11 protein-coding genes are annotated in these 12,989 nt (G+C 70.8%); 7 read left to right on the top strand and 4 right to left on the bottom strand.

Features of this window, described 5'->3' with window-relative positions; translation table 11 throughout:
- Positions 1 to 33 precede the first annotated feature (33 nt).
- Entirely contained in the window at positions 34 to 837 is an 804-nt protein-coding gene (locus tag AB0Q90_RS20265) for an endonuclease (RefSeq protein ID WP_363165542.1), read from the bottom strand.
- A gap of 335 nt (positions 838 to 1,172) precedes the next feature.
- On the opposite strand from AB0Q90_RS20265, the gene AB0Q90_RS20260 reads away from it, so the two are divergent.
- Positions 1,173 to 2,015, top strand: coding sequence for a serine hydrolase (locus AB0Q90_RS20260; RefSeq protein ID WP_363165541.1), 843 nt, complete (start codon positions 1,173 to 1,175; stop codon positions 2,013 to 2,015).
- Positions 2,016 to 2,063: 48 nt separating this feature from the next.
- Entirely contained in the window at positions 2,064 to 3,083 is a 1,020-nt protein-coding gene (locus AB0Q90_RS20255) for an esterase-like activity of phytase family protein (protein ID WP_363165540.1), read from the top strand.
- 57 nt (positions 3,084 to 3,140) lie between these two features.
- On the opposite strand, the gene AB0Q90_RS20250 is transcribed toward AB0Q90_RS20255, so the two are convergent.
- The gene (locus AB0Q90_RS20250) at positions 3,141 to 3,734 is read right to left on the bottom strand and encodes an ankyrin repeat domain-containing protein (protein WP_363165539.1); all 594 of its coding nucleotides are present in this window, start codon (positions 3,732 to 3,734) and stop codon (positions 3,141 to 3,143) included.
- 108 nt (positions 3,735 to 3,842) lie between these two features.
- Positions 3,843 to 4,394, bottom strand: coding sequence for a heme-binding protein (locus AB0Q90_RS20245; protein ID WP_363165538.1), 552 nt, complete (start codon positions 4,392 to 4,394; stop codon positions 3,843 to 3,845).
- A 185-nt stretch (positions 4,395 to 4,579) separates the two neighbouring features.
- Here AB0Q90_RS20245 and AB0Q90_RS20240 point away from each other — a divergent pair, with 185 nt between their 5' ends.
- Both AB0Q90_RS20240 and AB0Q90_RS20235 read left to right on the top strand, forming a co-directional pair.
- On the top strand, positions 4,580 to 5,815 hold the full coding sequence (locus AB0Q90_RS20240) for a sensor histidine kinase (RefSeq protein ID WP_363165537.1): 1,236 nt from the start codon (positions 4,580 to 4,582) through the stop codon (positions 5,813 to 5,815).
- Positions 5,812 to 6,438: a response regulator transcription factor gene (locus AB0Q90_RS20235; RefSeq protein ID WP_363165536.1), complete on the top strand. Its 627-nt coding sequence runs from the start codon at positions 5,812 to 5,814 to the stop codon at positions 6,436 to 6,438. The genes AB0Q90_RS20240 and AB0Q90_RS20235 overlap by 4 nt, the downstream gene beginning before the upstream one ends.
- Positions 6,439 to 6,450: 12 nt before the next feature.
- Here AB0Q90_RS20235 and AB0Q90_RS20230 read toward each other — a convergent pair whose 3' ends face one another.
- Positions 6,451 to 7,020 (bottom strand): hypothetical protein, encoded by a 570-nt coding sequence (locus tag AB0Q90_RS20230; RefSeq protein WP_363165535.1) that lies wholly within the window; start codon positions 7,018 to 7,020, stop codon positions 6,451 to 6,453.
- 196 nt (positions 7,021 to 7,216) lie between these two features.
- On the opposite strand from AB0Q90_RS20230, the gene AB0Q90_RS20225 reads away from it, so the two are divergent.
- The 3 genes from AB0Q90_RS20225 (at position 7,217) to AB0Q90_RS20215 (ending at position 12,949) form a co-directional block, all read left to right on the top strand.
- A complete protein-coding gene (locus AB0Q90_RS20225) occupies positions 7,217 to 10,921 on the top strand; it encodes an ABC transporter ATP-binding protein (protein ID WP_363165534.1) in 3,705 nt (1,234 codons plus the stop codon).
- A gap of 108 nt (positions 10,922 to 11,029) precedes the next feature.
- Positions 11,030 to 11,419, top strand: coding sequence for a hypothetical protein (locus AB0Q90_RS20220; RefSeq protein ID WP_363165533.1), 390 nt, complete (start codon positions 11,030 to 11,032; stop codon positions 11,417 to 11,419).
- Between the two features lie 102 nt (positions 11,420 to 11,521).
- Positions 11,522 to 12,949, top strand: a complete 1,428-nt coding sequence (locus tag AB0Q90_RS20215) for a S28 family serine protease (protein WP_363165532.1) — start codon at positions 11,522 to 11,524, stop codon at positions 12,947 to 12,949.
- The last annotated feature ends 40 nt before the right edge of the window (positions 12,950 to 12,989 follow it).

The following is a 12,989-nucleotide window of genomic DNA, read 5'->3' as shown; positions in this document are numbered from 1 at the left end:
GGCAGGGGGTCCAACCCGGATTTGCGCGTTGACCTACCAGATCGCCTCGATCCACTCCGGGTGGTCGATGAACGGGTTTCGGTTGCCCTGGTAGTTGGTGTAGATGAGGTCGTTGCGGCGCTCCTCGAAGGCGTCCGGCGGGTCCTCGTCGTTCCAGGCCTTCAGGACGGAGAGGCGGCCGTGGTAGCGGGTGCCGCCGTTGTTGACCGAGTCGTTGGGCTCCAGGTTCGGCCAGCCGTCGTCGCCCTCGTAGCGGACGGCCATGTAGAGGATCATGCGGGCCACGTCGCCCTTGACCGCGTCGCGCGGCTCGAAGGAGTTGGAGTCGACGAGGCTGCCGCCGCTGTTGGTGAAGCTGCTGCCGCCGTTGTCGAAGTCCAGGTTGCCGCGGATGCTGTTGACCTGGACGTCCTCCGGGCGCAGGTGGTGCAGGTCGGTGCCCGGGCCGGCGGAGGTGCCGAAGTCGCCGTGGGACTGGGCCCAGACGTGCTCACGGTTCCAGTTGCCGGTGCTGCCGCCGTTGAGCGACTTGCTGCGGGAGATGCCCGAGTACAGCAGGATGACGTTGCTGCTGTTGTTGGGGTCCTGGTCGGTGACCTTCAGCGCCTCCCAGACGGCGGAGTACGAGATCTTGGTCTGGGGGCTGATGATCGTGTGCAGCGAGCTCTTCAGCGTCGTGCCGGTCTTGCCGATCGCGTTCTTGTAGTACGTGCTGTCGTACGCGGTCGTCGTGGCGGCGGCGGGGGTCGCGGTGAGCGCCGGCGCGGTGAGGCCGACCATCACGGCCGACACGGTCAGCGCCAGGGACTTCCAACGGCGTATCGGTCTCACGGGCATTGGGGAGTGTCCGTTCTACGCGAGTTGAATGAGGGGGACATCCGGGAGAGTGACATGGACATGCGGCCGTGTAAATGGATGGCGTGTGTCCATCGGGTGACGGGAATCGGCAAATCAGCCCTTGTCTACGCGAGTTGACATACCAAAACGGACCCCGACCGGTGGTCGGGGTCCGTTGGGGATGGTCGGGGCTGTTCAGCTTCAGCTGACGTCCGACGGGTCCAGGCGGTAGATCGAGGAGGTCGAGGTCGAGTCCGACGCCGGGCAGGTAACGGCTCGCACAACCTTTCCCCCACGCCTACAACCTTTCCCTCGCACCCGTGAGTCAACAGGGCATGACTCACGCAATATCCAGACGCGCCAGATGGGTGGCGGGCGGCGCGCTCGTCGCCTGTGTGGCCGGCGTCACGCCCGCCGCCGCGGCCACCACGCCGACCGTCAGCTGTACGTCCGCCAAGGCGGGCCTCGCCGACAAACTGAAGAAGGACATCACCGCCGCCCTCTCCACCCGCAGCGGCACCGTCGCGGTCGGCCTCTACGACCGCACGACCGGCACCACGTGCACCCTGCGCCCGTCCAAGGCGTACGACTCCGCGAGCGTCGTGAAGGTCACCGTCCTCGCCACCCTGCTGTGGGACGCGCAGAAGACCGGGCGGGCCCTGACCAGCCGCGAGAAGTCCCTCGCCACGGCCATGATCACCAAGTCGGACAACGCCTCCACGACCGAACTGTGGAAGCAGCTCGGCGTGACCAAGGTGAAGGGCTTCCTCACCGCGGCCGGCATGACGCAGACCGTTCCCGGCGCCAACGGCTACTGGGGTCTGACCCAGATCACCGTCACCGACGAGCAGAAGCTGATGAAACTGCTCACGGCCCACAACGCGGTGCTCACCGACAGCTCCCGCTGGTACATCCGCAAGCTGATGGGCGACGTCATCTCCTCCCAGCGCTGGGGCACGCCCTACGGCGCACCCTCCGACGTCATCGTGCACGTCAAGAACGGCTGGCTCCAGCGCGCCACCTACGGCTGGCGGGTGCACAGCGTGGGCACCTTCAAGGGCGGCGGCCACGACTACATGATCACGGTGCTCACCCACGGCAACAGCACCATGAGCTACGGCATCACGACCATCCAGGGCGTGGCCAAGGTCATCCACCGCGATCTCGCCGCGAGTTGACTCCTGGCGGTCTCCCTCCCTTCACCGACCCGCCCTACGGTGGCGCCCATGCGCATGAGAACCGTACTCGCGACCGCCACCGCGGCCCTGGCGGCGGCCACCTGCCTGTCCGCCGCCGGACCCGCCAACGCCCAGCCTGACCACGCCTGTTCGCCGTCCGTCTCCATCGACCGCTTCTCCGACGCGCTCGACAAGACGTCGTACGAGGGCACGTACGTCGGCAACTTCTCCGCGCTCGCCGTGGACCGGGACGGCTCCCTCGCCGCCGTGTCCGACCGGTCGGCGCTGTTCGGCCTCGACGCCCGCACGCTCGCCCCGCGTGACGTGGTCGCGCTTGCCGACGAGAACGGCGCCGCCCTCGACTCCGAAGGCCTGGTGGTCGACCGGGACGGCACCCGGCTGATCAGCAGCGAGGGCGAACCGGCCGTCCGGCGCTACTCCGCCGACGGCCGCATCCTCGGCCGCCTGCCGGTGCCGGACGCGCTGCGGGTCGCCCCGGCCGGGCGCGCCGCCACCAACGGCACCTTCGAGGGGCTGACCATGCTCCCCGGCGGCCGGACCCTGCTGGCGGCGATGGAGTACGCCCTCTCCGGCGACTCCGCGGGCATCGTCCGCTTCCAGACCTGGGACCGCCACGAGGGCCGGTTCGAACTCTCCGCCCAGTACGCCTACCGCACCGACACCGGCCTCGGCGTCCCCGAGGTCCAGGCCCTCCCCGACGGCCGACTCCTCGTCCTGGAACGCGGCTTCACCGCCGGCGTCGGCAACACGGTCCGCCTCTACCTCGCCGACCCGCGCCGCGCCACGGACACGAGCTCCGTCGAGAACCTCACCGGGCAGGACGACGTGCGCCTGGTGAAGAAGACGCTGCTCGCGGACATCGCCGACTGCCCGGACCTCGGAGCGACCGCGAAGCAGCCGCAGCCGAACCCGCTGCTGGACAACATCGAGGCCATGGCGGTCACGGGGTGGACGAAGGGGGGCCGTCTGAAGGTGCTCCTGGCCAGCGACGACAACCAGAACACGGCCCAGACCACCCGCTTCTACTACCTCCGGGTACGCGTCTAGCGAGGCAGCACCGCTGTCCCCAACGGCCGCTGTCCCCAACGGCCGTTTTCCGGCCCCTCACCGCACGGCCCTCAGCAGGCCCGCGATCTCGGTGAAGCCGCGGCGCTCGGCGTGTTCCAGGGCGGTGACCCCGTCGCCGTCCGGCAGGCCCGGCTTGGCGCCCGCCGTGATCAGCAGCTCCACGATCTCCTGGTGCGCCCGGCCGCCGTCGCCGAGTATCACGGCCTCCAACAGGGCGGTCCAGCCGAGGCGGTTGACGTGGTCGACGTCGATGTCGGTCTCGCGCAGAACGGCCCGCACGTAGTCGACGTGCCCGCGCTCGGCGGCGGGTATCAGGGAGACGCCGCCGTACCGGTTGCGCAGCTTCAGGTCGGGCCCGGCGGGGAGCAGGACCCGCATCATCCGCACGCTGCCCGTGACGCCGGTGACCAGCCAGGCGCTGTCGTCCCGGTCGTCCTGGGCGTTCGGATCGGCGCCGGCGGCGACGAGCACTTCGGCCGCGGACACGTGGTCACCGAGGGCGGCGAGGAGGAGAGGCGTACGTCGGTGCGCGTCACGCGCCTCGACGCGAGCCCCGGCGGCGAGGGCCGCGCGCACGGCATCCGCGTCACCGAGTTCGGCGGCGGAGAGAAGGTCGCGGTCGGCGGTCATCGAGGGTCTCCTTCTGAGAAGCGGTAGGGAAGCGCCGCCAAAGGGGCGCGGGGAACTGCGCGACCAGCCCCCACGCCCCCGCAGCCGATCGACGGCCAAGAGCGGCGCTCAGTCGTTCAGCGCAGCCACACCCGCACGGGCAAACTTCTCGTCCAGGTCACCGGACGGCGCCCCCGCGACACCGATACCGGCTATGGGCGCGTCGTTCACGGTCACCGGCACGCCCCCGCCCAGGAACAGCGTCCCCGGAATGTCCTTCAGGTTCGGGGTCTGCTCCAGCCGCTTCGCCAGCTCGGAGGTCGGCGCGTTCCAGGACACGGCCGTGAACGCCTTCTTCTCCGCGGACTCGTACGACTGCGGCCCGGCCCCGTCGCCGCGCAGCGTCACGACGGTGTTCCCGTTGCGGTCGACGACCGCGACGGACACCCGCTGGTTCTCCTTCTTCGCGGCGTCCAGGACGGCCTCGGCGGCCTCGGTCGCGGCGTCGACCGTCAGGTGCGTGGAGGTGAAGGTGTCCGCGGACTTCACGGCGGCCGGCGCGGCGGCGGGCGCGGCCGTCGAAGTGGCGCTGGCGGAGACGGCACCGAACGTGCCGGCGGCCACGGCCGCGAGGACGACGCCACCGGTGGCGACACGGGCACGACGCGAGAACTTCTTCATGGCTCAGCAACTCCTGGGATCCGGTGCGGCGTCGGTGGCTCGACGTCCGCCGTGCTTCCATCGTGGGTCCGGATCCGCCCGCCTCCCGTCGACGTTCCGGCTGGTCACGGCGGACCGGACGGCTGACGCGGGGGTCATCCGATCGGTTGACCCAGGAGCCACGGGGACGGGGGAAGACTGGAGGGATGCGGACACCACGGCACGACGACGAAGGGCTGATCCCGGGCGACCCGGACAGCCGGTGGCTGGCCGTCGTCATGCACGTGACCTTCTTCGTGCTGCTGTTCACGGCGATGGCCCGCTTCGTCCAGCGCCACGAAGGCGATGTCCGCACCCCCTGGGTGATCGCGCTTGCCGTGGTCCTCGGGGTGTTGTACGTCATCGGTCCTGCCGCCATTGCGGCCGGCCGAAGGAGCGCCGCGCGCCTGTTCTGGCTCGGCGCCGCCGTCGCCGTATGGGAAGTCCTCGTCGCCCTGGCGCCCAGCTTTGCGTGGGTCGCCGTACCGCTGTTCTACGTGGCCCTGCGCCAGCTGCCGCCCCGGGCCGCCTACGTCCTCGTCGGCGTGCTCACCGTCTTCGTGATCGTCGCCCAGCTCCAGCTGGCCGAGCGTTTCGACCTCGATCTGGTCGTCGGCCCGGTCGCCGTCGCCACGCTCGCCACCGCGATCTTCGTGTACATGCAACGCCAGACGGCCCGCCAGCGCGCTCTGATCGACGACCTGGTGCGCACCCGCCGCGAACTGGCCGCCACCGAGCGCCGCGAGGGCACCCTCGCCGAGCGTCAGCGCCTCGCCATGGAGATCCACGACACCCTCGCGCAGGGCCTGTCCAGTCAGCAGATGCTGCTCCAGGCCGCCGACCGGGTCTGGGAGTCCGATCCGGCCAAGGCCCGCGCACACGTGCGTACCGCCGAGTCCGTCGCCGAGCACAACCTCACCGAGGCCCGCCGCTTCGTCCACGACCTGGCCCCCGCCGACCTGAGCCGTGGCGGCGGCCTCGGCGAGGCGCTGCACGCCCTCGCCGCCCGCGAGTCCGGCGACCGCCTCACCGTCCGCGTCCACGTCGACGAAGGCGGCCGCGCCCCCCAGCTGCCCGACCGGGTCCAGTCGGCGCTGCTGCGCATCGCCCAGGGCGCCCTGGCCAACGTACGGGAGCACTCCGGCGCCGCCACCGCCGCGCTCACCCTCACCCTCCTCGACGACCAGGCCGTCCTGGACGTCGCCGACGACGGCCGCGGCTTCGACCCGGCGGCGCTGCCCGACGCGCCGACCGGGGTGCGCGGCCACGGCCTGCCCGCGATCCGCGCGCGGGTGCGCCAGCTCGGCGGCACCCTGACCGTGGAGTCGGCACCGGGGGAGGGCACCGTCCTGTCCGCCGCGATCCCGTTGGAGAACCTGGAGAACCTGGAGAACCCGAGATGACCGTACGCATCCTGCTCTGCGACGACCACGCCGTCGTCCGGGCCGGGCTGCTCGCCCTCCTCGACAGCGCCCCGGACATCGAGGTCGTCGGGGAGGCCGGTACCGGCGAGGAGGCCCTCGCGCTCGCCGCGAAGCTCGCCCCGGACGTGGTGCTGATGGATCTCCAGCTGGGGGAGGGCATCGACGGCGTGGAGACCACCCGTCGGCTGACCTCGACCCCCGGCGGCGGCCCGCACGTGCTGGTGCTCACCACGTACGACACCGACGCCGACATCACCCGCGCCATCGAGGCCGGCGCGACCGGCTATCTCCTCAAGGCCGAGCGGCCCGAGGAACTGTTCGCCGCGATCCACGCCGCCGCACAGGGGCGTACGGCCCTGTCGGCGCCGATCGCCGGTCGGGTGATGGCCAATATGCGCAACCCGCGCCCCACGCTCACCGACCGTGAGCGGGACATCCTCGGCCAGCTCGCGCAGGGCCTCGGCAACCGGGAGATCGCCAAGGCCCTGTTCATCAGCGAGGCCACGGTCAAGACCCACCTGGGCCGGATCTACGACAAGCTCGGCGTGGACACGCGCGCGGGGGCGGTCGCGGTGGCGAAGGAGCAGCGGCTGCTGTCCTGAGCCCCCACCGCCCTACCAGGAGGGCTTCTCGTACTCGTCCACGGTTCCGTCGCCGTCGTCGTCGAACATGTAGTCGTACTCGTCGCCATAGGTGTCCCGGTAGCGCATGCAGGTGCCCATGGCGCGCAGCTCGGGCTTGTGGTCGTAGTAGCCCAGGTGGACCGTGACCCGGATGCCGTCGAGGGTGGTGGCGATGCCGTCCTCGACCTTCTCGACCTTGTGGCCGTCCTCGCGCCAGTCGGCTTCCAGGGCTGTCAGGGCGGCACGGAAGTCGGCGTCGCTCGCGTACTCCAGGTCCCAGGTGTAGCTCGGCTCGTCGCGGGTGACATCGCCGTCGTCCCAGCCGAAGTCGTCCACACAGGAGGAGCTGCCCTCCTTGGCGGGGTACAGATCACCGGCCGGCGCGGGGAGCAGGGCGAGGTAGGTGTCCGTGCCCGCCCGAGTCGTGGCCCGCACGTGGTCGCGGAACTCGTCGGTGCTGTGGACGGGCCCGCCCTGCATCGACTCGCACCCCTTCGCCGCCAGGCCGAACAGGGCGACGAAGGCGAGGGCGGAGGTGAGGGCGACCACGTTCTTCTTCATACGTTGATCAAACCGGCCGGTGGGGGAGCGGGGTCAGGGCCGAGGTACTCAGGCGGATGGGCGGCGGTACTCAGAAACCGCTACCGAGAAAACCGCTGCCGGGGAAACCGCTGCCCGGGGAAACCGCTGCCCGGGATGAAATGCGCCCGCCTACGCGTTGGCCCTGCGTAGGCGATCAATACGGGGAGGCACCGACGTGGCAGCGCGGCAGGGATGGGCGCGGAGACTTTGGGGATATGCGTGGCGCCATCCCATGGACGTCGTGCTGGCCCTCGGGTCCTCGCTCGTCGGCATGGCCGTCATGGCGCTGGTGCCGCTGGTCACCAAGGTGATCATCGATGACGTGATCGGCGACGAGAGCCGCGGCATGGCCCTGTGGGCGGGGCTGCTGATCGGCGCGGCCGTGCTCGTGTACGTCCTCACCTACGTCCGCCGCTACTACGGCGGCCGGCTCGCCCTCGACGTACAGCACGATCTGCGGACCGACATGTACGGGACGATCGTGCGGCTTGACGGGCGGCGGCAGGACGAGCTGTCCACCGGGCAGGTCGTCGGGCGCGCCACCAGCGACCTCCAGCTGATCCAGGGCCTGCTCTTCATGCTCCCGATGACCATCGGGAACTTCGCCCTGTTCCTCATCTCCCTGGTCGTCATGGCCTGGCTGTCCCTGCCGCTCACCCTTGTCGCGCTCGCCGTCGCGCCCGCCCTGTGGTGGATCGCCAGGCGCAGCCGCTCCAAGCTGCACCCCTCCACCTGGTACGCCCAGGCCCAGGCCGCCGCCGTCGCGGGCGTGGTCGACGGAGCGGTCACCGGGGTCCGGGTGGTGAAGGGCTTCGGGCAGGAGGAGCAGGAGACCGGCAAGCTGCGCGAGGTCGGCCGGCGGCTGTTCGCCGGGCGGCTGCGCACCATCCGCTTCAACTCCAGGTACACCCCGGCCCTCCAGTCCGTCCCCGCCCTCGGCCAGGTCGCGATGCTCGCCCTCGGCGGCTGGCTGGCCGTGCGCGGGCACATCACGCTCGGCACGTTCGTCGCGTTCTCCACCTATCTCGCCCAGCTCGTCGGGCCGGTGCGGATGCTCGCCGTGGTCCTCACCGTCGCGCAGCAGGCGCGCGCGGGTACCGAGCGGGTGCTGGAACTGATCGACACCGAGCCGTCGATCAAGGAGGGCACCAAGACCCTCCCCGCCGACGCGCCCGCCACCGTCGAGTTCGACGACGTGTCCTTCGGCTATGAGGACGGCCGCCCCGTCCTCGACGGGCTCAGTTTCGAGATCCGCCCCGGCGAGACCCTTGCCGTCGTCGGCTCCTCCGGCTCCGGCAAGTCCACCGTCTCGCTCCTCCTGCCGCGCTTCTACGACGTCACCCGCGGCGCCGTCCTCGTCGGCGGCCACGACGTCCGCGAGCTGACCCAGGACTCCCTGCGCGCCGCGATCGGGCTCGTGCCCGAGGACTCCTTCCTCTTCTCCGACACGGTCCGCAGCAACATCGCCTACGGCCGTCCCGACGCCACCGACGAGCAGATCGAGGCAGCCGCCCGCGCCGCTCAGGCGGATCGTTTCATCGCCGAGTTGCCCGAGGGCTACGACACCACCGTCGGCGAACACGGCCTCACCCTCTCCGGCGGCCAGCGTCAGCGCATCGCGCTCGCCCGCGCCCTCCTCACCGACCCCCGTCTGCTCGTCCTCGACGACGCCACCTCCGCCGTGGACGCCCGCGTCGAGCACGAGATCCACGAGGCCCTCCAGCAGGTCATGCGGGGGCGGACCACGCTGCTGATCGCCCACCGGCGCTCCACCCTGAACCTCGCCGACCGCATCGCCGTCCTCGACGGCGGCCGGCTCGCCGACCTCGGCACCCACGAGGAGCTCCAGGAGCGGTCGGCCCTGTACCGGCGGCTGCTCACCGACCCCGACGAGCTGGGCGGCGTCTCGCCCGGCCACACCCAGCCGGCCGTACCCCAGGAGGACACCTCCGTACGGGACGAGCTGGACGCCGAGTTCGATGCCGAGCGCGGCATCACGCCCCACCTCTGGGCCGGGGAGCGCACCCCGCGCGACACCGCGCTGGACGGCACCCCGGCCACCCCCGAACTCCTCGCCCAGGTCGAGGCGCTGCCCCCGGCGAGCGACACCCCGGACGTGGACGAGGCGCAGGCGGTCAGGCCGGAGGAGTCGTACGGCCTGCGCAGGCTTCTGCGCGGATTCGGGCTGCCCCTCCTCGTCAGCCTCGGCCTCGTCGCCGTGGACGCGGGCACCGGCCTGCTGCTGCCCGTGCTGATCCGGCACGGCATCGACAGCGGTGTCTCCGAGGCCGCCCTCGGCGCTGTCTGGGCGGCGGCGCTGCTCGCGCTGCTCGCGGTGGCCGTCCAGTGGGCGGCGCAGGCCGGGGAGACGCGGATGACCGGGCGGACCGGTGAGCGGGTCCTGTACTCCCTGCGTCTGAAGATCTTCGCCCAGCTCCAGCGGCTCGGACTCGACTACTACGAGCGCGAGCTGACCGGCCGGATCATGACGAGGATGACGACGGACGTCGACGCCCTGTCCACCTTCCTGCAGACCGGTCTGGTCACCGCGTTCGTCTCGGTCGTCACCTTCTTCGGCATCATGGTCGCCCTGCTGGTGATCGACGTACAGCTCGCGCTGGTCGTCTTCGTCACGCTGCCGCTGCTGATCGTCGCCACGTACTTCTTCCGCCGGGCGAGCGTGAAGGCGTACGAACTGGCCCGCGAGCGTGTGTCCGTGGTCAACGCCGACCTCCAGGAGTCGGTGTCCGGGCTGCGGATCGTGCAGGCCTTCCGGCGCGAGGGCGACGGCGGCCGGCGGTTCACGGAACGCAGCGACAGCTACCGGCAGGCCCGGATCCGCGGCCAGTGGCTGATCTCGGTCTACTTCCCCTTCGTCCAGCTGCTGTCCTCGGTCGCCGCGGCCGCCGTACTGATCGTGGGCGCGGGCCGGGTGGACGCCGGGACGCTGACGACGGGCGCGCTGGTGGCGTACCTGCTGTACATCGACCTGTTCTTCGCGCCCGTCCAGCAGCTGTCCCAGGTCTTCGACGGCTACCAGCAGGCGAGCGTCTCCCTGGGCCGGATCCAGGAGCTGCTGCGGGAGCCGACCTCCACGAAGTCCGCCGACGAGCCGCTCGACGTGCTGTCGCTGCGCGGCGAGATCGCCTTCGAGGGCGTGCACTTCGCCTACGGCAAGGAGGAAGAGGCGCTCACCGGCATCGAGTTGCGCATCCCCGCAGGGCAGACGGTCGCCTTCGTCGGCGAGACCGGCGCCGGCAAGTCCACCCTCGTCAAGCTGGTCGCCCGCTTCTACGACCCGACCACCGGGCAGGTCACCGTCGACGGCACCGATCTGCGGGCGCTGGACATGACCGCCTACCGGCACCGGCTCGGCGTCGTCCCGCAGGAGGCGTACCTCTTCCAGGGCACCGTCCGCGACGCCATCGCCTACGGTCGCCCCGACGCCACCGACGCCGAGGTGGAGGCGGCGGCCCGCGCGGTCGGCGCGCACGACATGATCGCCACGCTGGAGGGTGGCTATCTGCACGAGGTCGCCGAGAAGGGCCGCAACCTCTCGGCCGGCCAGCGCCAGCTGATCGCGCTGGCCCGCGCCGAACTCGTCGACCCCGACATCCTGCTCCTCGACGAGGCGACGGCCGCCCTGGACCTGGCCACGGAGGCCCAGGTCAACCAGGCCACCGACCGCCTCGCGGGCCGCCGTACCACTCTTGTGGTCGCCCACCGTCTGACCACGGCCGCCCGTGCGGACCGGGTCGTCGTGATGGCCCACGGCCGGGTCGCGGAGGACGGCACGCACGAGGAGCTGCTGGCGCGGGGCGGACGGTATGCGGAGCTGTGGCGGACGTTCGTGGGGGAGGCCGAGGCCGCCGCGGCCTGAATTCGGCCGGTGTCGAGTCCGCGTGACGGTCGGCACGCAACCGTCCGGCGTACGTCGTGCGTCCGTACACCAGTACGCTCATCGCCGGGGTACGGGGAGGACGACACAGTGGGCAGTGGTGCGATACGCCGACGGCTGGCGGCCGGTCTGGCCGTGCTGACCGCGTCCGGCCTGATCGCTCTCGCGGCGCCGGGGGAGGCAGAGGCCGCCGGCTCGTCCTGTCCCGGCCGCAAGGTCCGCACGGTGCCGTTCTCCACGGGCGCCGTGCACGTCTACCAACAGGGCGGCCAGGTCTGCGCCTTCACCGTCGCCAAGAACACCGGCCCCAAGCGGACGATGGCCGTCAGCGTGCAGGCGCGCGGCCACCGGCCGGTCCCCTACACGGGCAAGCACCGGCGCAAGACCCGCTCGGTGAGCGTGTACGCGGGGCACCGCTGTGTCCGGGTGACGGGCAAGGTGGGCGGCGGTTCGGGCAGTTCCGGTTGGATTCTGTGCTGATCCGGCCACTCCCGTAACAGGTTTTTTCCGTAACTCCCCTGGTGTGAACATCAGTTGCTCCGATAGCTTCCGGGCGCACATCTGTCTCACAGGGGAGGGTGCATGCGCAAAGCGCTCAGATGGCTGCTGGCGCTCACGGTGCTCATAGGCACGCTGAGCACGGCAGGGGCGGCCACCGCCGCCGAGCCGGAGGCCACCGCCACCACCGACATCAAGGAGAGGCTGCTCTCCATACCGGGCATGAGCCTGATCGAGGAGAAGCCGTACACCGGCTACCGCTTCTTCGTACTGAACTACACCCAGCCGGTCGACCACCGGAACCCGGCGGGGGGCACCTTCCAGCAGCGGATCACCGTGCTGCACAAGGACGAGGCCCGCCCGACGGTCTTCTACACCGGCGGCTACAACGTCTCCACGACCCCCAGCCGCCGCGAGCCGACCCAGATCGTGGACGGCAACCAGGTCTCCATGGAGTACCGCTTCTTCACCCCGTCCCGGCCCGCCCCGGCCGACTGGACCAAGCTGGACATCTGGCAGGCCGCCAGCGACCAGCACCGCATCTTCAAGGCCCTCAAGCCGATCTACGACAAGAAGTGGCTCTCCACGGGCGGCTCCAAGGGCGGCATGACCGCCACCTACTACGAGCGCTTCTACCCGCGTGACATGGACGGCGTCGTCGCCTACGTCGCCCCCAACGACGTGGTGAACAAGGAGGACTCCGCCTACGACGAGTTCTTCGCGAGCGTCGGCACCAAGGAGTGCCGCGACCGGCTGAACGGCGTCCAGCGCGAGGCCCTGGTGCGCCGGGAGCCGCTGGAGCAGCGGTACGCGACCTACGCGGCCGAGAACGGCTACACCTTCGACACCGTCGGCAGCCTCGACAAGGCCTACGAGGCCACGGTGCTCGACTACGTCTGGGGCTTCTGGCAGTACAGCCTGCTGTCCGACTGCGACACCATCCCCGCGGACGCGAAGAACGCCACCGACGAGGACATCTGGACCTCCATCGACACGATCGCCGGGTTCTCCTTCTACACGGACCAGGGCCTGGAGCCGTACACGCCGTACTACTACCAGGCGGGCACGCAGCTCGGGGCGCCGACGATCGTCTTCCCGCACATCGAGCAGCAGTACATCCGCTACGGCTACCTGCCGCCGCGGTACTTCGTGCCGCGGTCGATCCCGATGACCTTCGAGCCGTACGCGATGCGGGACGTCGACAGCTGGGTGCGGCACAACGCGCGGCACATGCTGTTCGTGTACGGCGAGAACGACCCGTGGGGCGCGGAACAGTTCCGCCTGGGCAAGGGCGCGCGTGACTCGTACGTCTTCACCGCGCCGGGCGCCAACCACGGCGCGCGGGTCGCGGGCCTGGTCGACTCCGAGAAGGCCCTCGCCACGGCGAAGATCCTGGAGTGGGCGGGCGTGGCCTCGACCGCGGTCCAGGCAGACCCGACCCGGGCAAAGCCACTCGCGACGTACGACGCGAAGCTGGACAGGCGCACGGTGGAGCGGACGCTGCGGCCGTAAGGCGTCCTGAAGTTTGCAGTGGTGCGCCGACGGCGGGTCC

Source organism: Streptomyces sp. NPDC079141 (assembly GCF_040686775.1).
GTDB lineage: Bacteria > Actinomycetota > Actinomycetes > Streptomycetales > Streptomycetaceae > Streptomyces.
The sequence above is the reverse complement of the archived record's forward strand: the minus strand, read 5'-3'. Positions and strand labels throughout refer to the sequence as shown.